This window comes from Corynebacterium intestinale, from assembly GCF_023574125.1.
Lineage (GTDB): Bacteria > Actinomycetota > Actinomycetes > Mycobacteriales > Mycobacteriaceae > Corynebacterium > Corynebacterium hesseae.
On record NZ_JAMKFF010000011.1, the window covers coordinates 68,046 to 92,480 of the forward strand.

The window sequence follows — 24,435 nt, forward strand, 5'->3', positions numbered from 1 at the left end:
GGTCTGACTTACTTCGCGAAGTTCTTGTTGTAGAAAGCGAAGACGGTGCCCAGAGCGCCGATGATGGCGGTGAAGACAGCGATCCAGTCGCGGATCTCGGACGGCTTCATGTCGGAGATGGAGGAACCCTCGGAGTCATCGGAGGAGGAAGAAGAAGACTCCTCGTCCTTCTTGTCGTCCTTCTTGTCGTCCTTCTTGTTGTTGTCCTCGCCCTCAGACTTAGGAGCGTCGTTGGTGGGTTCGTTTACCGCGGCGGTGTTATCGTTGGCGGTCTCAGCGGTAGCAACGGTCACGCCGGACAGGGAAACGGCAGCGGTGGTAGCAGCAGCAACAAGGGCCTTACGGGAGAAGAGCTTCATTCTCGTTCCTTATACATCTCGGGAATTTCAAAGACCTCACAGATGCTACTGAGCTATTGCGGGTTTTGCAAGGGATCTAGCGATCAGCTGATGAATCTGTGTGGTTGCTGTCCGTCGTATGTGAGCTGGGGTTTGCTGCACGGCAGTGTGTGGGCGTAGCGAATAGTTTGCCAAATGAACAGCTCAAGGCTAAGAAATTCTTAGTCCAGGTGGGGAGGGGCGGTTGGAATGGGAAAGGCCCCGCTCGCTGAATGCGAGCGGGGCCGGCCACCGAAAAGGGGGTAAAACTTAGCTCTCGACGGTTGCCTTGGTGATGCGAACTTCCTCAGCGGGAGCGCCGTCGGACTGTCCATCCTTGACGCCCTTGGCGGCAATGGCGTCGATGGTCTTCTGTCCCTTCTCCGTCAGGTCGCCAAAATAGGTGTAGGAGGGCGGAAGCTGCGAGTCCTTATAGTTAATGAAGAACTGGGAACCATTGGTGTCTTCGCCGGCATTAGCCATGGCGATGGAACCCTTCGGGTACAGAGCAGGCTGTGCCTTAGCGGCGTCGTCAGCCTCATCGGTGGGGTACTCATTGGCAAACTGGAAGCCCGGTCCACCAGAACCCTTGCCGGTCGGATCACCGCACTGCAGGACGGAGAGGGTGCCCTCCGTCATGCGGTGGCACACGGTGTCGTCGTAGTACTTCGCGGAAATCATGTCCGTGATTGCGTTGACGGTACACGGAGCAAGTGAGCGATCGAGAGTCATCTCAATATCGCCTTGCTTGGTGGCGAAATTGACGGTCACTTCACCCTTGGCAGGAATGTTCTTTCCTTGCGGAGTAGGGACATCGCGGGAAGCGTCGCCAGTCTCGTTGTACTCGCAGGTGACGGTCTCACCGAGCGGCTTAGCACGCTTGCCGCTCAATGCTTCGGCGGTAGGGGCTTCAGTGGGCGTATCGGCGGCGGAGGTTTCCTTGGCCTGAATCTCTTCTTCCTCCGGCGAGCGCGTGGCCAAGAACCAGATACCGCCGACGAGGGCAACAATAACGACGGCGGCCATCAAAACGACGCCGAGCGGACGGCTCTTCTGTTTACGGTCGCGGGATTTCAGCTCGCGATCGAGCTGGTTGAGCGCATCATCCAAGCGCTGGCTGTTAGTAGACACCTATGTTTCCTCCACAGTGGTGGTTTAAAAACTTTGACCCACCTATCCTAACCGCACGCTAGTTCACCGTGGCGCGCCGCCCCGCACGTCAGTACGCTTGGGTGCCATGGCTACTACGAATTTTCAGAATGAACCCGTCGAAACCAATGCTGAGCTGCCGAAGGTCGGTGACGCCCTGCCGGACTTCACCCTCGTCGGCACCGACTTGTCTGAGCTAACCAATGCGGACTTCGCTGGTAAGCGTCTGGTGGTGTCCTGCTTCCCGTCCGTGGATACCGGCGTGTGTGCAGCGCAGCTGCGCAAGTTCAATCAAGAGGCGGCTGGTCTGGAGAACACCGTTGTCCTGTCCGTCTCCCGTGACCTGCCGTTCGCACAGGAGCGTTTCTGCGCTGCTGAAGGTATCGACAACGTCGTCAGCGCTTCTGATTTCCGCTCCGATTTCGCCGACAAGCTGGGCCTCGTCCTGGAAGGCTCCCCGCTCAAGGGCCTGTTTGCCCGCGCGGTCATCGTCACCGACGAGAACCACAAGGTGACCTACACCGAGCTGGTTCCTGAGGTTACGACGGAGCCGGACTACGACGCAGCGTTGGCCGCCCTCAAGTAATGCACACACCGGATATCTACGGTTTCGCCGCAGGGCCTTATAAAACCAACACCTATGTTGTGGCCAACGGCTCGCGGGCGTTCATCGTGGATCCAGGGATGCACACGCGCGAGCGCCTTGAGCAGCTCGCGCGTGAGAAATCCCTGGAATTTGAGGCCGTCGTGCTCACCCACGGTCACATTGACCACACGCGTGATGCCGCTGAGTTTGACCTGCCGGTCTACATCCACCCGGATGACGCGTTCATGTTGGTGGATGGCTCCGGAGTATCTCCCGAGTCGCAAATGCTTTTCGCCGCCGCTTCCATGAAGCAGGTGGCGGACCGGCGTGATCTGCTGGGTGGTGAGACGCTGAGCCTCGTCGGCCTGGAGTTTGAATTACTCCATGCGCCGGGGCATTCACCGGGGTGCGTCATGCTCGTGGCCGGGGATTTTGCGCTGACCGGTGACGTGTTATTCAAGGGCTCGATCGGCCGTACAGACCTTCCGCATTCCGATCCCGCGGCGATGCAGCGCTCATTGCGCGGTCCGGTGTGGGGCCTTGATGATTCCCTTGCCATCTTGCCGGGCCACGGCCCAACATCGACGATGCGCCGCGAACGCGCGACTAATCCGTTTCTCCGTGCGGCGGGGGATGTACTCTAAAGGGCGTGAGTGATAAGAAGCAGTTCAAAGCCCTGTCCGCGCCCAAGGGTGTGCCGGACTACGTTCCGCCGCAATCGGCCATCTTTGCCAAGGTTCGTGAGACCTTCGTGCATCAGGCACATCTGTCCGGCTTCCAACACATCGAACTCCCCGTCTTTGAGGACACGTCGCTTTTCGCCCGAGGCGTGGGGGAGTCCACGGACGTCGTGTCGAAGGAGATGTATACCTTCGCCGATCGCGGCGACCGCTCCGTGACTCTGCGCCCCGAAGGTACCGCGGGTGTTATGCGCGCAGTTATTGAGCACAACCTCGACCGCGGCCAGTTGCCGGTCAAGCTCAATTACTTTGGCCCCTTCTTCCGCTACGAACGCCCGCAGGCTGGCCGCTACCGCCAGCTGCAGCAGGTCGGTGTCGAGGCCATTGGTGTCGATGATCCGGCGCTGGACGCGGAAATCATCGCGCTAGCGGACCGCTCCTACCGCAGCCTGGGGCTTAGCCAGTTCCGTCTGGAGCTGACCAGCTTGGGTGACCACGACTGCCGCCCGGCCTACCGCGAAAAGCTGCAGGAATTCCTGTTCAAGCTGGACCTCGACGAGGAAACCAGGGCCCGCGCGGAGCTGAACCCGCTGCGCGTGCTCGATGACAAGCGCCCGGAGGTCCAGGAGCAGCTTGTCGACGCCCCCCTCATGCTCGACCACCTCAATGCCGAGTGCCGCGAGCACTTTGAGACGGTCACTGGCTTGCTCGATGACATGGGCGTGCCCTACACCATCAACCCGCGCATGGTCCGCGGTCTTGATTACTACACGAAGACCTGTTTCGAATTCGTCCACGATGGCCTCGGTGCGCAATCCGGCATTGGCGGCGGCGGCCGCTACGATGGCCTCATGGCTCAGCTCGGCGGACAGGAATTGTCCGGTATCGGCTATGGCCTCGGCGTGGACCGCACGGTTTTGGCCCTGGAAGCCGAGGGCGTGGAGCTCGACGGCGTCGAAGAGCGCGTGGCTGTTTATGGCGTTGCTTTGGGCGCTGCGGCAAAGAAGAAGATGGTCAGCATCATTAATGACCTGCGCAAGGCCGGTATTTCCGCGGACATGTCCTTCGGTGACCGCGGCCTCAAGGGAGCGATGAAGGGCGCTGATCGCGCCAACGCTCGTTTCGCGCTGGTCCTCGGTGACCAGGAGCTAGAGTCTGACACCGTGGCGCTGAAGAATCTGCGCGCGCACGAGCAGCACGACGTCCCGGTGGGGGACGTCGTCAAGCAGCTCAGAGCAGTGGTTTAGCACTCCACCTGCGAGACGGTGAAGCCCATCGTCTTCGCCAGGCCGCCGAGCGAGGTCTCCTTGTACTTGGAGAGCATGTCGCGTCCGGTTTCGGCCATGGTGCGCACCGCGTTATCGAGGGTAACGTGGTGCGTTCCCTCACCCATGAGCGCAAGGCGCGCGGCGTTGATGGACTTGACGGCACCGATGGCGTTGCGCTCGATACAGGGAATCTGCACGAGGCCGCCGACGGGGTCACAGGTCAGGCCGAGGTTGTGCTCAAGGGCAATCTCGGCGGCATTTTCAACCTGTTCCGGTGTTGCTCCGAGTAGTTCTGCCATGCCAGCAGCTGCCATGGAGGACGCTGAGCCAACCTCGCCCTGGCAGCCCACCTCGGCGCCGGAAATCGAGGCATTGGACTTGATGATGATGCCAATGGCACCTGCGGTCAGCAGGTAGCGGCGGGCATCGGAGCGGGTGAAATCAGCCTGGAAGTCACGCGCGTAGTGCAGCACCGCGGGGATGATGCCACACGCGCCGTTAGTGGGGGCGGTGATGACGCGGCCGCCGGCGGCGTTCTGTTCGTTGACGGCAAGCGCGTAGAGGTTGACCCATTCCATCGCAGACAAGCCACAGGACTCATCGTTTTGCTTGGCCAGAAGTTGGTGGTACATGCGTGGCGCGCGGCGGTTCACGCGTAGGCCACCGGGAAGGATTCCCTTGGAGGAAATGCCCTCGGTCACGCACTCGCGCATGATATCCCAGACCAAGTCGAGGTGCTGGTAGACGTAGTCGAGACCGCCTTCTTCGCGGTGCAACACGGCCTCGTTGGCGGCGACGATTTCCCAGATAGCTTTGTCATTGGCCGCACACAGGTGAAGCAGGTGTTCGCCGGACTGGAACTCATAAGGAACGGTGTCCTCAGCGGTGGCCGCGGCGACACCGGCTGGCACACCGGTGTCTGTTTGGAGCTGGGCATCGTATTCCTCGCGGGACAGGATAAAACCGCCGCCGACGGAGAAGTACTCTGCATTCTCGGCGAGTACCGTGCCGTTCTCGTCCCAGGCCGTAAAGATGAGGCAGTTCGGGTGTTCCGGCACCGGTTCGTTGTTGAATTCGATGCTGTACTGCACTTCGCCTGCGGGGCCAGAAATGGTGCCCTCGGTGGGGATAAAGGCATCGGCGCGTGGCTCTGCGTCGAGCGGTACGGACAGCGGATCCCATCCGGCGAGGCCCAGAATCACGGCGCGATCCGTGGCGTGGCCGCGGCCGGTAGCGGACAGGGAACCGCGCAGTACGGTGTGGACCTTGGCCGGGTGTTGATCAAGCGCCTCGAGGAAGGCCTTAGCCGCGCGCATGGGGCCGACTGTATGGGAGGAGGAGGGGCCGATTCCGATGGAGAAGATATCGGTCACGCTAATTGTCATGTGGGGGTGAAACCTCCTTGGGAGCGTTAGATAAGTGTCGCCTTACGATAGTACCGAGAGCCCTCCGCAACCGCTTAGCTCGGCTGCCCGTCGTGGCGGGAAAGCAGCGCGCGGAATCCTGAAGGGTCTGGATCGACGTCCTGTGATAGCTCCCCCTGGGGCGCTTCCTCCGCCTCGCCGAGCCTCCCGGCAAGTCCAGAGACCCGGTCGAGCGGGCGCACCATGAGGTCCGCTAGCTCCTCGGCGGCGCGTTCTATGCGTTTGTCATTGCGCGCGCCTTCTGCAGTGCCAAAGTCTTCCGTGGCCTGGAAGATCCCGGTGGGGACCACTGTGGCATGCAGGTAGTTAAGCAGCGGGCGCAGAGCATAGTCGAGCACAAGCGCGTGCCGGCTTGAGCCGCCAGTGGCAGCGATGAGCGTGGGCAGTCCCTCCAGTGAATGCGGCTCCAAAGTGTCGAAGAACATCTTGAACAAACCCGAATAACTGCCCTGGAACACCGGGCTGACGGCGATGAGACCGTCCGCCTTGGTCACGGCAGTCTGCGCGGCATGGAGGCGGGGTGTGGGTGAAACCCAGTTGGTCATGGCTTCTGCCAATTCGCCGGCAAGCTCGCGCAGCTCAACGACGGTCACGTCGACGCCTTCACCTCGGGCACTAACGCGGGCGGTGGTGGCGGCGGAGAGGGCGTCGCCAAGTGCACGCGTCGAGGAGGGTGATGAGAGTCCAGCCGTAACGAGTACGAGAGAGCGCAACTACTTCTCCTCTCCAGGGTTGACCAGCGCGTGCGGGGCATAAGCGCCGAGCGTGGCATGGGTGGGCGGGTCAGAAGGTACATGATCTGCGCGGCGTTCCTCAAAGCGGCGGCGCAGCTCGGGCACCACCTGTGTACCAAGGATTTCGATCTGCTCGAGCACCACCTCTTGAGGCAGTCCGGCGTGGTCGATGAGGAAGAGCTGGCGCTGGTAATCACCCACCCAATCTGCGAACTGTAGTGTGCGCTCCACCACCTGCTCTACGGTGCCTACGGTGAGCGGGGTCTGTGCCGTGAACTCCTCCAAGGAGGGGCCATGACCGTACACCGGGGCATTGTCGAAGTAGGGGCGGAAGAAGTCCTTTGCCTGCTGCTCCGTGGGCGCGATGAAGACATGCCCGCCGAGGCCCACGATGGCCTGGTCGGCGCGGCCGTGGCCATAGGACTCGTAGCGATTGCGGTAGAGGTTCACCATCTTCGCGGTGTGCTCCTTGTTCCAGAAGATGTTGTTGTGGAAGAAGCCATCGCCGTAAAAAGCCGCCTGTTCCGCAATCTGTGGGGAGCGAATGGAGCCGTGCCAGACAAAGGGTGGGATGCCATCGAGAGGCGCGGGCGTGGAAGTAAAACCCTGCAGCGGGGTGCGGAACTTTCCTTGCCAGGACACGACGGGTTCGCGCCAGAGGCGGCGCAGCAAGTGGTAGTTCTCCACTGCGAGCGGAATGCCCTTACGGATGTCCTTGCCAAACCACGGGTAAACCGGGCCGGTGTTGCCGCGGCCTAGCATGAGGTCGACGCGCCCATCTGCCAGGTGCTGGAGGAATGCGTAGTCCTCCGCGAGGCGAACAGGGTCGTTGGTAGTGATCAGCGTGGTGGCAGTGGAGAGCTGAAGGTTCTTCGTCTGTGCCGCAATGTATGCCAGGTGGGTGGTGGGGGCCGAAGGCACAAAGGGCGGGTTGTGGTGCTCGCCGGTGGCGAAGACGTCGAGGCCCACCTCTTCTGCTTTGAGGGCAATCTCCGTGATAGCGCGGATGCGCTCGGCCTCAGTGGGGGTGTGGCCGGTGGTCGGGTCCTGGGTGACATCGCCGATGCTAAAGACTCCAAATTGCATGACATCCTCCTTTCTATGTCATGTCAACAAGGTTAGGGAGGGGAGTTATTCCCATTCGACTGCAGCAACCAATGTCGCGAGGTCGGCAGGCGTAGCAATGGATACAGGAAGTTGGGAAGGTTTGCCGTGCTCGGTGAGGAGGACCGCGCCGGGGTGGGTGCCGTCTGCCGCAGGGTCGGTGAGGGCGTCGATGACCTCTTGCGCGCTGGCGGTGCGGGGCAGGAACTCTGCGCGGTCCTTGCGCTCTGCGAATTCCAGCACAGTGCTAATCGACGCCGCGTTAATCACACCGTCATCACCGAGATCTGCCGCAACCCATCGTGCAATGACGTTGGTGGTGAGAAGCGCCTGGTAAGTCCCGGATTCATAGATTGGGATCTGGGAATAGCCGGTCGTGTTAATAAGCTTCAAAGCCTCCATGATCGGGGTGTCAGGGGCAAGGGTGGTCACATCACGGCTAGCGAGCAGAGCCTGCGCCGTGGGCGGATCCGTGAGCAGGCGTTGGAGGTTTTCGAGCTGCGTGATGACGTGAGGGTGTGGGGTAGCGATGGGCTCACCGCTGAAGTAGCGGCCATGGGCGATGGCGTTGCGGAGGTTGCTAAAGTCCTTCAGCTGTTCTGCTTGGCGCTTGCTCAAAAGGTGCTTGTCGTGGGCGCGATCAACAATCCACCAGAAAGAATCAGAGTTCTTAGCCCCGATAGCTTGGCGGAGGAACTGCTCAATGTCATTAAAGGCGGAAAAGAATCTGGCTAGGGAGTTGTCGCTCATGCCGCCTAAGTGTACGGGTTCTTGGATATGTGCTTAAGGCTCAAGCGATAAGAAAAATCTCGCCGTGAGCAACCCCGGTTGTCGGGGAAAACTCACGGCGAGAATGCGGCATGCGCGATGCGCTGACCTTTAGAAGGCGACGCGCAGGATGGACACCGTCGCCGCAGCGATGGCGGCGGCCGCCGGAAGGGTGATGACCCATGCCAAAGCGATGGGCTTCATCAACTTCCAGTTGGCGGCGTGGTTCACAATGCCGACACCAAGGACGGCACCGATGAGGATGTGGGTCGAGGAGACCGGCAGGCCCAAGAGGGAAGCGGCCATGACGACGGCAGCAGCGGCCAGCTCGGCAGCGAAACCGGAGGAGGGGTGCATCTGGGTGAGGCCAGAACCAACGGTCTGGATGACGAAGCGGCCGATGAACCAGAGGCCGGCAACCAAGGCGATACCCATGGCTACCATGACCGGCAGCGGCACGGAAACTTCATCGGAGATCTGGTTGGTCTGCAAGACATCGAAGACTGCGGCGAAGGGGCCGATGGCGTTGGCGATGTCATTGGAACCGTGCGAGAACGCGAAGGCGGAGGCGGTGAAGACCTGCATCCAGGAGAAGAGGAGGAAGGTAGAGCGCTTCAGGGACTTCTTCTTCAGGGAGCGGGCAAAGATGAAGACGGCCATCCAGACGATGGCGCCAACCATGCCCATGACCAGGAAAGTTTCTAGGGCAGTGACATCGATGCCGGTGTGCTTCAGACCCTTGAAGAGCAACATCGCGGAGATAATCACGGCACCCAGAGCCGCGAGCAGCGGAACCCAGTTCTCGAGCGCGCGGTGTGCATTGACATCCTCGAGATCCTTGTTGAGGTTGTGCAGATCGCGGTAGTAGTCGGACTCGAGAGCCTCTGGGTCGTAGTCCTCTTCGGCGGTAAGGGCGGCGTCGCGAGCCATCGCATTTGTATAGGAGATCTGCTGCAGCTCGTTCATGCGCTCAAAGCGGGTCTTGTGCTCCTTGCGCAGCTCGGCGCGGCGAAGTTTGATGTCACGCAGGCGTTCGTCCGCGGCGTCGTTGTACACCAAGATAGAAGACTTGATCCACTTGAAAAGGAGATACGCGGCAATACCGCCAAGAACCGGAGAAAGCACCCAGGAGAAAGCGATGGTGCCGATTCCGCCCCATTGCACCATGTCCATGCCGCCCTTGCCGGTGATGAAGCCGACGGTCAGAGCGGCGCCGACGATGCCGCCGACGATGGAGTGGGTGGTAGAAACCGGCCAACCCATGCGGGTGGCTACCAAAAGCCAGATGGCAGCGCCGAGGAGTGACGCCATCATGATGTAGACAAATTCCATCGGGTCGAGGCCATCGATGGCATCGAGGTCCACGATTCCGGAGCGGACCGTATCAGTCACCTCGCCGCCGGCGAGGATGGCTCCGGACACCTCAAAGACCGCCGCGACAGCGAGGGCCTGCTTCATGGAGAGGGTTCCCGCGCCCACGGAGGTACCGAAGGAGTTGGCGACGTCATTGCCGCCAATGTTGAAGGCCATAAAGACAGCGAAGATAATTGCTGTAACAAGGACTACCTTGTTGGTTCCCTCAGCAACTTCTCCGTTGCCCCAAATGATGAAAAAGATCAGGGTGACAGCCGTGATGGCGCCGAAGAACAGGTGCCAAATCCAGTCCTTGTTCTTGCCAGTCATCGACTCAAGATCAGGCATCGTCGGCGTGGCGGTGCTCAAAACGTCGTTCCTTTCATGAAGAGAACGCTGCGTGATGAGACAGTGTGAGCAGGCCGCGGGCGGGGCGCATTCGGCGTTGGCGCGGGCAGCGCCATACCTACCGCGGTGCAGGTGGTAAAGACATCACGCGCAGTTCTTTTATGCTTTTAAAGACAGAGCGGAACCCACCACGAACCGGCGGGAACTTGACTACCTTAAAGCATTAAGGTGTACGGCAGGTAAACACCTGGTGTATGTGAATCTAATTTGGGCTAATGTGGCACATTTGGGGGTGGTGCGACCTTGGGGTGGGCGCTTCTTAAGACCCTAAGACTTGTAAACCCCACGGCCTAAGGTGTCGCACTGCTCCATTTTGCCGGAATTATAACCGGCGAGGAACGACTGCGCACGGTCTTCGGAAGAGCCGTGCGTCCACGTATCGGGGCGTACTTCGCCCCCTGAGCGGCGCTGGATGTTGTCATCGCCCACGGCGCGTGCAGTGTTGACAGCATCAGTCACCTGCTGCTCGGTAATGGTTTCGAGCAGGGCATCGTCACCCTTGTCGGCGTAGTGCGCCCACAGGCCGGCATAGCAATCGGCTTGCAGCTCAATCTTCACCGCGTTGGAATCCTCGCCGGGCTCGTTGTAGTTCGAGAGGCTGAGTGTTCCTTCCAGCTTTTGGATGTGGTGGCCGAATTCGTGGGCCACGATATACATCTGTGCCAATGGGGCATTATCGCCGCCGAAGTTGCGGAGCTGGTCGAAGAAAGCAGTGTCAAAGTATGCAGACTCATCCGCAGGACAGTAGAACGGACCCGTAGCGCCGGAGGCCTGGCCACAGCCCGACATAGTGGTGTTTTTAAAAATGACGCGGCCCGGTTCGACGTAGTCGATGCCAGCCTGGTCTGGTAGCTGCTGCGCCCACACCTTGTCCACGGACTGGGCCGCAAACATGACGCGGCAATCGTCATACTTATTGCCGTCTTCAGCGGTTTGGCAGTGCGCAAACGCGTCCTCCCCGCTTTCTTCGGGGCCGACCTGGGTCTGGTCGGCCTGGGGATCGCTTCCGGTGATGGCGCCGGGATCGCCGCCGAGAAGGAGATAGAGGCCGATGAGGAGGAGTGAACCAATGCCGCCGCCGGTAGCGATCATGCCGCCGCGGCCTCCACCGCCGGAGCTTGCTCGCTTACCATCAAAATTGGCGCCAGATTTAAAAGTCATGCTCCAGATTTTGCCACAAGCTGGAGGTGGTGTCTGCTCGATAAGTGGACTGCTGTCAAGCGCACGGTGCTCACCCTAGCGCTGAGCAAGTCCGGTGCGGGCGGTAGACTTGGGCCGTTCAAGTACTTGCATCCCTCGGCGCGTGCTGTCTACGCGTGGCGTGAGTGGGTGTGAGCGTCAACGATGAGAAGGGATTGAACGAGAGTGCTGCGTACACATTTGGCAGGCGAACTGCGCAAGGAGTTGGCGGGGGAGACCGTCACCCTGACGGGGTGGGTCGCACGCCGTCGCGACCACGGTGGTGTTATCTTCATTGACCTGCGTGACCGCTCCGGCGTTGCCCAGGTTGTTTTCCGCGAGACCGAGGTAGCTGAGCGCGCCCACGATCTGCGTTCCGAGTACTGCGTCAAGGTCACTGGCGTCGTGGAGCCCCGCCCGGAGGGCTCGGCCAACCCGAACCTGGCCTCCGGCGAGATTGAGGTCAACGTCACGGACCTGGAGGTACTCAACAAGTCCGCAGCGCTGCCGTTCCAGATTGATGATCCATCCTCCTCCGGTGAGGTTGGTGAGGAGACCCGCTTGAAGTACCGCTACCTGGATCTGCGCCGTGAGCGCCAGCATGAGGCACTGCGCCTGCGCTCGGCCGCGAACCGCGCTGCCCGCCAGGTCCTGGACAGCCACGATTTCACTGAGATCGAAACCCCGACCCTGACTCGCTCCACCCCGGAGGGCGCCCGTGACTTCCTCGTGCCGGCACGCCTGAAGCCGGGCAGCTGGTATGCGCTCCCGCAGTCCCCGCAGCTGTTCAAGCAGCTGCTCATGGTCGCCGGAATGGAGCGCTACTACCAGATCGCTCGCTGCTACCGCGATGAGGACTTCCGCGCTGACCGCCAGCCGGAGTTTACGCAGCTCGACGTCGAGATGTCCTTCGTGGACCAGGATGATGTCATTGCTCTGGCGGAAGAGATCGTCTCCGCCCTGTGGAAGCTCATCGGCTACGAAATCAAGACCCCCATCCCGCGCATGACCTATGCCGATGCCATGAAGTACTACGGTTCCGACAAGCCGGACCTGCGCTTCGACATCAAGATCGTGGAGTGCACGGACTTCTTCAAGGACACCACCTTCCGCGTCTTCCAGAACGAATACGTCGGTGCCGTCGTCATGGAAGGCGGAGCCTCCCAGCCGCGCCGCCAGTTCGATGCATGGCAGGAGTGGGCAAAGCAGCGCGGTGCGAAGGGCTTGGCCTACATCACCGTTGCCGAGGATGGCACATTGGGTGGCCCGGTAGCCAAGAACATCACGGATGCCGAGCGCGAGGGTATTGCCGCCCACGTCGGCGCCAAGCCGGGCGATGCCATCTTCTTCGCTGCCGGCGAGACCAAGGCTTCCCGTGCGCTGCTGGGCGCAGCTCGCGGTGAGATTGCGAAGAAGCTCGACCTCATCAAGGACGGCGACTGGGCCTTCACCTGGGTCGTCGACGCACCGCTCTTCGAGCCCTCCGCCGATGCCACCGCCTCGGGTGACGTGGCTTTGGGCCACTCCAAGTGGACTGCAGTCCACCACGCCTTCACTTCGCCGAAGCCGGAGTACCTGGATAACTTTGACCAGAACCCGGGAGAGGCCCTGGCTTATGCCTACGACATTGTCTGCAATGGCAATGAGATTGGCGGCGGTTCCATCCGTATCCACGACCAGGATGTGCAGAAGCGCGTCTTCGACGTCATGGGCATCGGCGAAGAAGAAGCGCAGGAGAAGTTCGGCTTCCTGCTCGACGCCTTCCAGTTCGGTGCTCCGCCACACGGCGGCATCGCTTTCGGCTGGGATCGCATCGTCTCCCTGCTCGGTGGATTCGAGTCCATCCGCGATGTCATCGCCTTCCCGAAGTCCGGTGGCGGCGTCGACCCGCTGACCGACGCCCCCGGCACCATCCCCGCCGCGCAGCGCAAGGAGACCGGTGTGGACTTCAAGCCGGAGAAGGCTGCGAAGGCAGCCCAGGGTGAAAAGGCTGGGAAGGAGTCCTAAAGGCCCCACACCATGGGTGTACCTCATTGGGCCGACAACAAGTGGAAGCAGGCAAGCAAGTGAATCCGACGGGACACGAGTCCATGAATAATTCTGTGGCTGATGCCGTGGTAGCAGAAGCCTCACAGATGATTTCGCGCCGCTATGGCGGGGAGCCTGAGCTGAGTGACGTTGAGCAACTCACCGGCTCGGGGAATGCCGTGGTACTTCGTGCTCGGACGACTCCCAGCGCCTTCTTCCCGCATCGTTCGGTCGTCATCAAGTACAACCCGGTCACCGGGCACACTATTGATGACGCCGCGCTTCTCCGTGAAGTGGTGGCCTATCAGTTCACCACGGCGCTGTCTGAGGAGGTCCGCCCAGGACCTGTGTTGCTCGCACACGACGTGGACAAGCGCATTCTTGTGCTGTCCGACGCCGGCGAAGGCGACACCCTGGCGGACACCCTTGCGCGCAGCGGTGATGAAGACCGCGGCGAGCTGCTCAGGGCTCTGGGCAGCGCGTTGGGCAAAATGCATGCTGGGACTGCCGGGCGCGAAGAAGACTATGACGCCCTGCTCAAGCGCCAGTTACGTCGGCATCCCGAATACGCCGAGCACCAGGCATTGCGCGATGATTCCTTGCAGAGCTCCATTCTGATTGGTGCGGATATCCTCAGCGAGGCCGGACTGGAACCGCCGGAACACGTCCGCACATTGGCCCGTGCCGCCATGCAGAGTCTGAGTTCTGGCCGCAACCGCGCTTTTACTCCCTTCGACCTGTCCCCAGACAACATCATCGTCGGCTCAACGCTGACCTTCTTGGACTATGAGTGGGCCGGTTTCCGCAACGTCGGCTTTGACGTGGCCTGCGTGGTGGCCGGCTTCCCGCAGTTTCTTTTTTCTCGGCCGATCACTGATGCCGAGGCGGGGCTTTTCATCCATGCCTGGCAGCGCCGCATTGTCGATGTCTGGCCGCAGCTCGCCGATGAGAAGACGCTGCACGAGTTGCTCGTCTCCTGCCTCATCGGTTGGGCTCTGTCGAGCGTGACCACGATGTATGCCGGCGGGATCGAAGGGGTCGTCGCGTTGGCGGAAGGCAACGCTGAGATCTACCGTGACCCGCACCGTTCTCTGCTTCGTCGATCCGACCATGGTCCGTTCAGCGAGGATGAAATACTGATTCGGCGCGATCTTTATGAGACCTTCGAAGCGCTGTCGCGGTTTGCCGCGCAATGTAGCAATGACGGGTGCTCCGCGGTCGCCGAGTTTGGGCGAGCCGTGGCCTCTCGACTCCGGGAGCCCTGATGGGGCAGGAGTCACTCTTCGGCGATGACCAGTCAGCGCCAAGCCTGCCGGGTGGCCCCGATATGTTTGCAACCCACCCCGGTTCGCCGCTGGCCGCGCGCATGCGGCCGCAAAACCTCGATGAAGTAGTGGGGCAGAAGCACCTCCTGGAGCCGGGAACCCCGCTGCGTAGGCTGGTGGAAGGCTCAGGCGAGGCCTCCGTCATCCTGTACGGACCGCCGGGAACCGGAAAGACGACGCTGGCCTCACTCATCGCATCTTCCTTGGGAGATAACTTCATTGGGCTTTCCGCCCTAGACTCCGGCGTGAAGCAGGTTCGAGAGGTGATCTCCCATGCCCGCCGTGAGCTGATTCAAGGGCGCCGCACCGTGCTGTTCATCGATGAGGTGCACCGCTTCTCCAAGACTCAGCAGGACGCGCTGCTCGCGGCCGTCGAAAATCGCACCGTGCTGCTCGTGGCCGCCACTACCGAAAACCCTTCCTTTTCCGTCGTGGCGCCGTTGCTTTCGCGTTCCTTGTTGCTGCACTTGGAGCCGCTGGACGACGCCTCCCTGCGCACCCTCGCCGAGCGCGCATTGACCAGCGAGCGGGGATTGGCGGGAAGGATCACCGCAACGGACGATGCTCTAGACCAGCTGGTGCTGCTCGCCGGGGGCGATGCTCGGCGCACACTGACCTATCTTGAGGCGGCGGCCGAGGCAGTGCCCGATGGCGGTGAACTCACCGTTGAGGTTCTCAAAGAAAACGTCAATCACGCGGTGGTGCGCTATGACCGCGACGGCGACCAGCATTATGACGTGGTCTCCGCGTTTATTAAGTCCATCCGCGGTTCCGACGTGGATGCCGCGCTGCATTACCTGGCCCGCATGATTGAGGCAGGCGAAGACCCGCGTTTCATCGCCCGCCGGCTTATCGTGCATGCCTCCGAAGACATCGGAATGGCTGATCCCACCGCGCTGCCCACTGCCGTGGCCGCAGCGGAGGCCGCGGCCCTTATCGGATTACCCGAGGCGCGTATTCCGCTGGCTCAGGCGACAATCCATCTCGCTACGGCACCGAAATCCAATTCCGTTATCAACGCCATCAACGCGGCCCAGGCCGACGTTCGCGCCGGCAAGAGCGGGCATGTGCCCGCGCACCTGCGCGACGGCCATTATGAGGGAGCGAAACGCTTGGGCAATGCAGTGGGCTATCAGTACCCGCATGATGATCCGCGCGGTGTACTGTCCCAGCAGTATTTGCCGGAGACGCTGGCGGATGCCGAGTATTATCACCCCACCGACCATGGCGCGGAGAAGCGTGTGCGCGAGTACCTGGGAAGGCTGCGGGACATCATCCGGGGGCGGCGTCGCTAAGCACAGCACCGGACGGGTAAAGTTGAGCGCTGACTAGAAACCATTCAACAGTGAAGGAATTTTGCTCGTGAAGACTCATGAGATCCGGGAACGCTTTACCCAGCACTTCGTCAAGGCCGGCCACGAGGCCGTCCCCAGCGCGTCGCTGATCCTGGATGACCCGAACCTGCTCTTCGTTAACGCCGGCATGGTTCCCTTCAAGCCCTACTTCCTGGGCCAGCAGAACCCGCCTTTTGCTAACGGCACGGCGACCTCTATCCAGAAGTGCGTGCGCACCTTGGACATCGAGGAAGTGGGCATCACCACCCGTCACAATACCTTCTTCCAGATGGCGGGTAATTTTTCCTTTGGCCAGTACTTTAAGGAAGGCGCAATTACCCACGCCTGGAACCTGCTGACCACCTCCGTCGATGAAGGCGGTTTGGGCCTCGACCCGGAGCGTTTGTGGGTCACGGTCTACCTTGACGATGATGAGGCGGCCGATATTTGGCACAACAAGATCGGCGTGCCTACCGAGCGTATCCAGCGCCTGGGCATGGAAGATAATTACTGGTCCATGGGTATTCCCGGACCGTGTGGTCCGTGCTCCGAGATCTACTATGACCGCGGGCCGGAATATGGCCAGGATGGCGGTCCGATTGCGGACGATAACCGCTACATGGAGATCTGGAACTTGGTCTTCATGCAGAACGAGCGTGGCGAAGGCATCGGCAAGGGCAACTTCGAGATCGTGGGCGAGCTGCCCAAGAAGAACATCGATACCGGCATGGGCATCGAGCGCGTGGCCTGCATCCTGCAGGGTGTGGACAACGTCTACGAGACGGACCTGCTGCGCCCGGTCATCGACGTAGCCGAGGAGCTTACCGGTGCGAAGTACGTTCCGGATGCGCCGAAGGAAGACCTGATCCGTTTCCGTGTGGTGGCGGACCACTCGCGTACCGGCATGATGCTCATTTTGGACGGCGTTACCCCCGGCAACGAGGGCCGCGGCTACATTCTGCGTCGCTTGCTGCGCCGCATCATCCGCTCCGCCAAGCTGCTTGGCGCGAAGGGGGAGACCATGGAGCGTTTCATGAACACCATCATGGACACCATGACTCCGTCCTACCCGGAGATCGCCGACAACCGCGAGCGTATCCTGCGCGTTGCCGTGGCGGAGGAGAAGGCCTTCCTGAAGACGCTGGAGTCAGGCACCAAGCTTTTCGACGAAGCCGTGGAGGAACTGAAGAGCACCTCTCGTGCGGCCACCCCGAAGGTCCTCTCCGGCGAGAAGGCTTTTGAGCTGCACGATACCTATGGTTTCCCCATCGACCTGACCTTGGAGATGGCTCAGGAAGCCGGTTTGACCGTAGACATGGAAGGCTTCGACGCCGCCATGGGCGAGCAGCGCCGCCGCGCCAAGGCCGATAATCAGGCTAAGAAGCATGGTCACGCAGACTTGTCTCTGTACCGCGATTGGGTGGATAACCACCCGACGTTGTTCACGGGCTATGAGACCCTGGAGTCCGAGGCCAAGGTCATCGGTCTTGTGCGCGATGGTCAGAAGGTTTCAGAGGTGCAAGCAGGAGATGCCGTCGAGGTGATCCTGGACCAGTCGCCGCTCTATGCCGAAGCCGGTGGCCAGACCGCCGACCATGGTCGAATCTTCGCGGGCGAGACCCTCCTTGAGGTCAACGACGTGCAGAAGATCGGCAAGAAGCTGTGGGTCCACAAAGCTACGGTGACCGCTGGAGGCCTTGAGTTGGGCAACGGCGTGACGGCTGCCGTTGATGAACAATGGCGCCACGGCGCCGTGCAGGCGCACTCGGCGACGCACCTTATCCACGCAGCCCTGCGCCAAGTGCTAGGCCCGACTGCAGTCCAGGCTGGTTCCTTGAACCGACCCGGCTACCTGCGCTTTGACTTCAACTACACCGACCAGCTCACCCAGGAGCAGCTCGATGAGATCGCTTTGGTGACGAACCAGGCGGTGGACCAGCACTTCCCGGTCAATACCATCGAGACGTCTTTGGAGAAGGCCAAGGAGATGGGCGCGATGGCCCTCTTTGGTGAGAACTACGGTTCTGAGGTCCGCGTCGTGGAGATGGGTGGCCCGTTCTCCATCGAGCTCTGCGGTGGTACGCACGTGAAGAACACCGCAGAAATCGGCCCGGTCTCTGTCCTCGGTGAATCCTCCGTGGGGTCGGGCGCGCGCCGTATCGAGGCTTATTCGGGCCTGGATGCATTCCGCTTCTATTCCAAGGAGACCGCCCTTGTAGAGGGCGTCTCCCGCGAGCTCAAGGTGCAGACTGAGGACCTGCCGGAGCGCATCGCACAGCTGACGGAGAAGCTCAAGGCCGCTGAGAAGCAGATTGCGGAGCTGCACAAGGCCCAGCTCATGTCGCAGACCGCGGAGATGATTTCTGGTGCGACCACCGTTAATGACTTCACCCTCGTATCGGTCAAACTTCCTAACGGAGTAAACGGCGGTGATCTGCGCACGTTGGCCTCGGATATCAAGAACCGTCTCGGTGATGTCGCCGGTGTGGTTGTCCTGGCATCGGAGAACGAGGGCGGCAAGCTCCCGTTCATCGTTGGCGCCACTAAGCCTGCCGTCGAGCGCGGCGTCAAGGCTGGTGACTTGGTCAAGGTTATTTCTGGCTATGTTGACGGCAAGGGCGGCGGAAAGCCCGATATGGCTCAAGGCTCCGGCGCCAACGCTGAAGGTCTCCAGCAGGCCTTCGACGCCGTCCGTGATGAGCTCGAAGCCCACTAACGAACGCGCCCTAGTTGGCGTGCAGTTGTAGCTGACTCGCAGAATCAGGAGGAGCACGATGGCCGTAGAGCCCGATAAACCAGGCGTGGACGATCCCGGCCCGGGGCGCCGTTTGGGCCTCGACGTCGGTACCGTCCGCATCGGCGTGGCGGTCTCTGACCGGGACGCGCGCTTGGCCATGCCGGTCGAAACCGTCCGGCGTGAGACCGGGTTCAAAGACCGCGACAAGGGTGATATCGACCGCCTGCTTGAGCTGATTTACGAGTATGACGTGGTTGAGGTAGCCGTTGGTTTGCCGCGTGATCTCAAGGGCAATGGTTCATCAAGTGTTAAACATGCCAAGGAAATCGCGTTTCGTATCCGCCGCCGCTTGGCAAAAGATGACAGGATGAAAGAACCTCCGCCCGTGCGTATGGTGGATGAACGCCTTACTACCGTGGTCGCCTCCTCCGCATTGCGGGCCTCTGGCGTGTCAGAGAAGCGAGGTCGCTCGGTGATTGACCAAGCAGCCGCGGTGGAAATTTTGCAATCCTGGCTGGATGCGCGCCATTTCGCGTTGAACGGCCACAGCCCTTCAAACGTAGGAGACGAAGTACGTGAGCCGTAAACCTTCACGCATCGGACGCTCGATGGAACCCCAATATGTCAAGCGCCGTCAGCGCGGCATGGCCGTGCTCATTGCGAGCTTGGTCCTGATCATCGGTGGACTTGGCTACATTGGTTTCCGCCTGTTGGGAGGGGGCAGCACCTTGGACTATGAGGGGCAGGGCAATGGAGTAACCCAGCTTGTTCAGGTTCCGGAGGGCTCGTCGATGAGCGAACTGGCACCTGAATTGGCGGAGAAGAACGTGGTGAAGACGCCCGAGGCTTTCTCTTCTGCAGCCAACTCGAATCCGCGCGCGAGCCAAATCAAGCCTGGTTTCTACCGCCTTCAGGAGGAGATGAGCGCGAAGTCTGCCGTTGAAGCGCTGCTTGATGAGGGCAACATGGTTGACCTCCTCGACGTGCAGGGCGGAGCTACGCTTCTCGACGTTAATGTGGTCGGCGGTGATGTCCGCTACGGTATTTACTCGCTGATTTCTCAGGTCTCTTGCAAGGAGGGCGAATGCGTATCCGCCGAGGAGCTGGAGAAGATCGCGGCCACGGTGGATCCTGCCGAGCTGGGTGCGCCGGAGTGGGCATTGGAGGAAATTCGTGCCCGCGGTGAGGACCCCAAGCGTATTGAGGGCCTTATCGCTCCGGGCCAGTACGTCCTCGATCCGAACATGGACGCTAAGGAGATCCTGACGGATCTCATCACACGTTCGACGAAGAAGTACAACGACACCAATATCGTTGACCGCGCCCAGGCAGTTGGCCTCAAGCCCTACGAGCTTCTTACTGCAGCTTCGCTGGTGGAGCGCGAGTCCCCGGCCGGTGAGTTCGACAAGGTCGCCCGTGTAATCCTCAACCGCCTTGATGAGCCGATGCGCCTCGAGCTGGACTCCACGGTCAACTATGGCCTCGAGGATGTTGAGCTGGCCACTACCGATGAGGATCGCCACCGCGAGACTCCTTGGAATACCTACGCGAAGGATGGTCTCCCAGATTCACCGATTGCTTCTCCTTCGGAGGAAGCCATCGGGGCCATGGAGAACCCCGCGGAGGGAAACTGGCTCTTCTTCGTCACCGTCGACGACAAGGGCACCACGGTGTTTACCGATAATTACGACGAGCACCTCGCCAACGTCGATGACGCTGTTCGCTCCGGCATCCTTGACAGCCAGCGCGAAGGCGCTGGCGAGCCACCGGCCGACGAGCCACCGGCCGAGGAGCAGTAACCTGATGCCCCGCGCCGCAGTTCTGGGCAGCCCTGTCGCTCATTCCTTGTCCCCGGTCCTCCATAACGCAGGCTATGAAGCTGTGAATTTGGAGGATTGGGACTACACCAAGATTGAGGTGACGGACCTAGCTGCCTTCCTCGCCAATGCGGGGGAGGAGTACCGCGGCTTTTCGGTCACCATGCCGCTCAAGTTCGACGCACTCGCCTGCGCGAACATCGTCAGCGAACGCGCCGAGCTCATCGGCTCCGCGAATACCCTGGTGCGCACCGAAGAAGGGTGGCGTGCGGATAACACGGATACCGAGGGAGTTCTGGGCGCGCTCGACGAGCTGCTTGGAAGGTCCCAACCGTCGACGGCACTGCTCATCGGAGCAGGTGGAACCGCACGGCCTGTCCTGTGGGGCCTAGCCCAGCGCGGTGTGCAGGACGTTACGGTGCTCAATCGCTCCGACCGCATCGCCGAGCTGCGCCCGCTGGCTGATGACCTTGGCCTCACCCTCCACGCGGCAACGTTCAGCGATGATCTCGCGGGGCTTGCGCGTTCGGTAGATCTCGTGGTCTCCACCGTTCCCTCCGCCGCCGTGGAAGAGCACCTAACGCAGCTGGCCAAAGCTCCGGTATTTGACGTTATCTATGATCCGTGGCCAACTCCGTTGACCGTTTATGCCGCTGCCGACGGCTACCCGACAGTCGGCGGGCACGTCATGCTGGCCAACCAGGCCTATTCGCAGTTCGAGCAGTTTACAGGGCACACCGCTCCACGGGCAGAGATGCTGGCTGCATTAAACAAGGCGCTCAAGCTATCCTGATCGGTTCCCCAAACCACCGCGTGCGCCTTGTCTTACCGCGCGGTAGGCTGCGGGCTATGGGGGATGTACTTTTCTTGGCGTGGGGGTGCGCCTTAATTGTTTATGACCTGCGTTTTAAGCGCTTGCCTAATTATCTGACGCTGCCGGCCGCGGCTTTATCGTTGTGCTGGTTCAGTTTGGCGGGCCTGCTCTGGATAGGGCTCTACGTGTTAGTGGCCTGGTTTAGCCGTACAGGAAGCGTGGGCGGGGGCGACCTCAAGCTAGCTCTGCCTCTGGGAATGGTGACCGCCCACGCAGCGGGCCTACCAGGGGTTGCGTTGGCGATGATGGGGGCGGCTCTCAGCACCGTGTTGTGGGGAATCATCACGCGGGATAGGGCGCCTGCGCATGGTCCCGGGATGCTGTTTGCTGCGGCTCTCGTCGTGTTTTTTAGCCCCAACACGGTGTGATAGTTGGCCTAGTGACCACGAAAGAAGCCCTGGCATGCGATAATAGTCCGCATGCTTCGTTGGACTACCGCAGGTGAATCTCACGGTCAAGCGCTCATTGCACTCATTGAGCACATGCCGGCCGGGGTTCCCGTTTCCCAAGACGACATCGCTCTCCAGCTCTCTCGCCGCCGCCTTGGCTATGGGCGTGGCGCGCGCATGAAGTTTGAGGCTGATGACCTCACCCTGCTCAGCGGCATCCGCCACGGCTTGACCCTGGGCAGTCCTATCGCCATCATGATCGGCAACACTGAGTGGCCAAAGTGGACCACCATCATGTCGCCCGATGCCTTGGATCCGGAGGATCCGGAGTCCGCTAAAGCTATGGCTTCCGGTCGCGGCGCCCCGCTGACCCGCCCGCGCCCCGGCCACGCTGATTTTGCTGGCATGGTGAAGTTTGATCACTCGGAGGCGCGCCCCATCCTGGAGCGCTCTTCCGCGCGTGAGACCGCCGCCCGCGTGGCTGCAGCCACCGTCGCACGCAACTTCCTCCGTGAAACCTTGGGCATCGAAGTGCTCTCCCACGTGATTTCGATTGGCGCCTCCGAGCCCTATGAAGGCCCGTCGCCCAGCTTTGCGGACATTGAGGCCATCGATGCTTCTCCGGTTCGGGCCTGCGATAAGGCCGCAGAGGAATCTATGATCTCAGAAATTGAAACCGCTAAGAAGCAGGGCGATACCCTTGGCGGCATCGTTGAGGTCATCGTGGAGGGCCTGCCAATTGGCTTGGGCTCGCACACGTCAGGGGAGGACCGTCTCGACGCACAGCTCGCCGCTGCCTTGATGGGCATTCAGGCCATCAAGGGCGTTGAAGTCGGTGATGGTTTTGCTGAGGCCCGCCGTCGCGGAAGCGAGGCCCACGATGAGATGATCCGAACCGATCGCGGCGTGGATCGAGAAACCAACCGGGCTGGCGGTCTAGAAGGTGGAATGACCAACGGCCAGACGCTGCGCTTGCGCGCGGCGATGAAGCCGATCTCCACAGTTCCGCGCGCCTTAAAGACGGTGGATATGGCCACAGGTGGAGCGGCGACTGCCATCCATCAGCGCTCCGATGTGTGTGCGGTTCCTGCTGCTGGTGTTGTTGCAGAAGCAATGGTGGCGTTGGTCCTCGCGCGCGCCGTGTTGGAAAAGTTTGGTGGAGATAGCCTCGCTGAGACTAAGCGGAACATCGCCTCCTACCAGGACTATGTGGCAAGCCGCTTGGATTGGGGTGAAGCATGAGCTCCCCACGCGTTGTCTTAGTTGGGCCTCCCGGTTCCGGAAAGACTACGATTGGCCGCCGTTTGTCGCGGGCGCTGAATTGTGACGTTGTTGATTCTGATGATCTGATCGAGGCCCGCTACGGCAAGGCCTGCGGTGAAGTGTTTTCTGAACTGGGTGAGCCGGCATTCCGTGAGGTAGAAGCAGAAGCGGTGCGCGAGGCACTGGCCACCACTGGGGTCGTGAGCCTCGGCGGCGGAGCAGTGCTGACCGAATCCACACGTGCCTTGCTCGATAACCTGACCGTCGTATTCCTCGATGTCACGCCGGAAGAAGGCGTAAGCCGCACGTTGGGTGATGCGAACCGCCCCGTGTTGGAATCTGCAGATCCATTGGCGCACTATACCCAGCTTTTGGAGGCGCGCCGCCCCCTTTACTCGGAGGTAGCTGATTTGAAGGTGCGCACTGGTGTGCGCTCCCCGCAACAGGTAGTGGGCGATATTCTGAGTTTCCTTGAAACCCTCTAAATCGCCGGCTGTTTTGCTTTAACCTCATGATGAAGCCGCACAATCACCGCTAGCCCAGCCAAAGGAGCACTACTCATGCACACTATTCCGGTTAAAGGACCTTCACCTTATGAGGTCACAATTGGCACTGGTCTGAGCACAGAAGTGATTGGGCGCGTGGCGGACATTGGAGCGGCTAAGGTGGCGGTCATTCACCAGCCGCCGCTCGCGCAGGCTGCCGGTGACCTCGCCGAGCAAGCCCGTGCACAGGGAATAGAGGCAACTCTGGTCGAGGTACCTGATGCAGAGGCAGCTAAGCAGCTCGATGTACTTGCCCGGCTTTGGGATACCTTAGGGGAGGCTGGTTTCAGCCGCCGTGACGCCGTTATTGGTCTCGGCGGCGGGGCCGTGACCGACTTGGCAGGCTTTGCCGCAGCGACGTGGATGCGTGGTATCCCAGTAATTCAGGCCCCGACCACACTGCTCGCGATGGTGGACGCGGCCGTTGGTGGAAAGACAGGTATTAACACTGCCGCAGGCAAGAACCTTGTTGGGGCTTTCCACGAGCCGGACTCAGTCTTTGTCGATCTGGACCACCTGCGCACCCTACCTGCCGACGAAATCGTCGCCGGTTCTGCGGAGATCATCAAAACTGGCTTCATCCATGATCCGCGCATCATCGAGCATTACCTTGCGGATCCTGCCGCTTGCTTGGACCCCGACGGCCTGCTGCCCGAGCTCATCCAGCGTTCCATCGCGGTCAAGGCGCACGTGGTGGGCCAGGACTTAAAGGAATCGGGGCTGCGCGAAACCCTCAATTACGGCCACACCTTCGGCCACGCCGTAGAGCGCCGCGAAAACTACACCTGGCGCCACGGCCGCGCGGTAGCAGTGGGCATGATGTTCATCGCCTACTTGTCCCACGCACGCGGGCTTATCGACGCCAACCTGGTAGTCACCCACCGCGACATTCTCACCCGAATTGGGTTGCCCACAACCTATGAGCAGGGCCATTTCGAACAGCTGCTGGATGGCATGCGCCATGACAAGAAGAACCGCGGTGGCCACATCCGTTTTGTGGCCCTCACGGGAATCGGGGAAACCACGCGCTTGGAAGATGCTACCGTCGACGAGCTGCGCGCAGCCTATGCGCAGCTCGCCTCATAAAAGCTTA

At 61.0% G+C, this 24,435-nt stretch carries 22 protein-coding genes; 14 read left to right on the forward strand and 8 right to left on the reverse strand.

The genetic code is table 11. From position 1 onward, the window contains the following. Positions 1-8: 8 nt before the first annotated feature. Complete coding sequence (locus tag M5J06_RS11280; RefSeq protein ID WP_070686269.1) at positions 9-359, reverse strand: hypothetical protein; 351 nt, start codon at positions 357-359, stop codon at positions 9-11. A 288-nt stretch (positions 360-647) separates the two neighbouring features. After that, positions 648-1,508: a peptidylprolyl isomerase gene (locus M5J06_RS11285; RefSeq protein ID WP_250224692.1), complete on the reverse strand. Its 861-nt coding sequence runs from the start codon at positions 1,506-1,508 to the stop codon at positions 648-650. 106 nt (positions 1,509-1,614) lie between these two features. On the opposite strand from M5J06_RS11285, the gene tpx reads away from it, so the two are divergent. The 3 genes from tpx to hisS are packed head-to-tail and all read left to right on the forward strand — an operon-like array spanning position 1,615 to position 4,039. Further along, entirely contained in the window at positions 1,615-2,112 is a 498-nt protein-coding gene (gene tpx, locus M5J06_RS11290; protein WP_143336000.1) for a thiol peroxidase, read from the forward strand. After that, the gene (locus tag M5J06_RS11295) at positions 2,112-2,756 is read left to right on the forward strand and encodes an MBL fold metallo-hydrolase (protein ID WP_070623971.1); all 645 of its coding nucleotides are present in this window, start codon (positions 2,112-2,114) and stop codon (positions 2,754-2,756) included. The genes tpx and M5J06_RS11295 overlap by 1 nt, the downstream gene beginning before the upstream one ends. A gap of 5 nt (positions 2,757-2,761) precedes the next feature. Next, complete coding sequence (hisS, locus tag M5J06_RS11300) at positions 2,762-4,039, forward strand: histidine--tRNA ligase (RefSeq protein WP_143334859.1); 1,278 nt, start codon at positions 2,762-2,764, stop codon at positions 4,037-4,039. Here the strand turns inward: hisS and M5J06_RS11305 are convergent. The 6 genes from M5J06_RS11305 to ypfJ all read right to left on the reverse strand — a co-directional run bounded on the left by M5J06_RS11305 (position 4,036) and on the right by ypfJ (position 11,012). Beyond that, positions 4,036-5,445: an L-serine ammonia-lyase gene (locus M5J06_RS11305; RefSeq protein ID WP_070596723.1), complete on the reverse strand. Its 1,410-nt coding sequence runs from the start codon at positions 5,443-5,445 to the stop codon at positions 4,036-4,038. The genes hisS and M5J06_RS11305 overlap by 4 nt on opposite strands. Positions 5,446-5,519: 74 nt before the next feature. Next, a complete protein-coding gene (locus M5J06_RS11310; RefSeq protein ID WP_070596724.1) occupies positions 5,520-6,197 on the reverse strand; it encodes an FMN reductase in 678 nt (225 codons plus the stop codon). Further along, positions 6,198-7,304, reverse strand: coding sequence for an LLM class flavin-dependent oxidoreductase (locus M5J06_RS11315; RefSeq protein WP_250224693.1), 1,107 nt, complete (start codon positions 7,302-7,304; stop codon positions 6,198-6,200). Between the two features lie 45 nt (positions 7,305-7,349). Further along, positions 7,350-8,072 (reverse strand): CBS domain-containing protein, encoded by a 723-nt coding sequence (locus tag M5J06_RS11320; RefSeq protein WP_070596727.1) that lies wholly within the window; start codon positions 8,070-8,072, stop codon positions 7,350-7,352. 129 nt (positions 8,073-8,201) lie between these two features. Continuing rightward, positions 8,202-9,812: an inorganic phosphate transporter gene (locus M5J06_RS11325; protein WP_437177594.1), complete on the reverse strand. Its 1,611-nt coding sequence runs from the start codon at positions 9,810-9,812 to the stop codon at positions 8,202-8,204. 306 nt (positions 9,813-10,118) lie between these two features. Then, positions 10,119-11,012 carry a KPN_02809 family neutral zinc metallopeptidase gene (ypfJ, locus tag M5J06_RS11330; protein WP_070522171.1) on the reverse strand — a complete coding sequence of 298 codons (894 nt, stop codon included), beginning with the start codon at positions 11,010-11,012 and terminating at the stop codon, positions 10,119-10,121. 204 nt (positions 11,013-11,216) lie between these two features. Here ypfJ and aspS point away from each other — a divergent pair, with 204 nt between their 5' ends. The 11 genes from aspS to aroB all read left to right on the forward strand — a co-directional run bounded on the left by aspS (position 11,217) and on the right by aroB (position 24,428). Then, on the forward strand, positions 11,217-13,037 hold the full coding sequence (gene aspS / locus M5J06_RS11335) for an aspartate--tRNA ligase (protein ID WP_070563035.1): 1,821 nt from the start codon (positions 11,217-11,219) through the stop codon (positions 13,035-13,037). Positions 13,038-13,120: 83 nt separating this feature from the next. Continuing rightward, positions 13,121-14,323, forward strand: coding sequence for a phosphotransferase family protein (locus tag M5J06_RS11340; RefSeq protein ID WP_070522248.1), 1,203 nt, complete (start codon positions 13,121-13,123; stop codon positions 14,321-14,323). Further along, complete coding sequence (locus M5J06_RS11345) at positions 14,323-15,678, forward strand: replication-associated recombination protein A (protein WP_070522177.1); 1,356 nt, start codon at positions 14,323-14,325, stop codon at positions 15,676-15,678. Before M5J06_RS11340 ends, M5J06_RS11345 begins: the two co-directional genes overlap by 1 nt. A 67-nt stretch (positions 15,679-15,745) precedes the next feature. Next, entirely contained in the window at positions 15,746-18,433 is a 2,688-nt protein-coding gene (gene alaS, locus M5J06_RS11350) for an alanine--tRNA ligase (protein WP_250224694.1), read from the forward strand. A gap of 58 nt (positions 18,434-18,491) precedes the next feature. Further along, positions 18,492-19,040 (forward strand): Holliday junction resolvase RuvX, encoded by a 549-nt coding sequence (gene ruvX / locus M5J06_RS11355; protein ID WP_070529855.1) that lies wholly within the window; start codon positions 18,492-18,494, stop codon positions 19,038-19,040. A 22-nt stretch (positions 19,041-19,062) separates the two neighbouring features. After that, positions 19,063-20,253 carry an endolytic transglycosylase MltG gene (gene mltG / locus M5J06_RS11360; RefSeq protein WP_250224703.1) on the forward strand — a complete coding sequence of 397 codons (1,191 nt, stop codon included), beginning with the start codon at positions 19,063-19,065 and terminating at the stop codon, positions 20,251-20,253. Between the two features lie 4 nt (positions 20,254-20,257). Next, on the forward strand, positions 20,258-21,064 hold the full coding sequence (locus M5J06_RS11365) for a shikimate dehydrogenase (protein WP_144675363.1): 807 nt from the start codon (positions 20,258-20,260) through the stop codon (positions 21,062-21,064). Positions 21,065-21,120: 56 nt separating this feature from the next. Then, positions 21,121-21,513, forward strand: coding sequence for a prepilin peptidase (locus M5J06_RS11370; RefSeq protein ID WP_070522192.1), 393 nt, complete (start codon positions 21,121-21,123; stop codon positions 21,511-21,513). Between the two features lie 51 nt (positions 21,514-21,564). Then, positions 21,565-22,776: a chorismate synthase gene (gene aroC / locus M5J06_RS11375; RefSeq protein WP_144675069.1), complete on the forward strand. Its 1,212-nt coding sequence runs from the start codon at positions 21,565-21,567 to the stop codon at positions 22,774-22,776. Then, positions 22,773-23,282 (forward strand): shikimate kinase, encoded by a 510-nt coding sequence (locus M5J06_RS11380; protein ID WP_070522199.1) that lies wholly within the window; start codon positions 22,773-22,775, stop codon positions 23,280-23,282. The genes aroC and M5J06_RS11380 overlap by 4 nt, the downstream gene beginning before the upstream one ends. A gap of 75 nt (positions 23,283-23,357) precedes the next feature. Further along, positions 23,358-24,428 carry a 3-dehydroquinate synthase gene (aroB, locus tag M5J06_RS11385; protein WP_239249026.1) on the forward strand — a complete coding sequence of 357 codons (1,071 nt, stop codon included), beginning with the start codon at positions 23,358-23,360 and terminating at the stop codon, positions 24,426-24,428. The last annotated feature ends 7 nt before the right edge of the window (positions 24,429-24,435 follow it).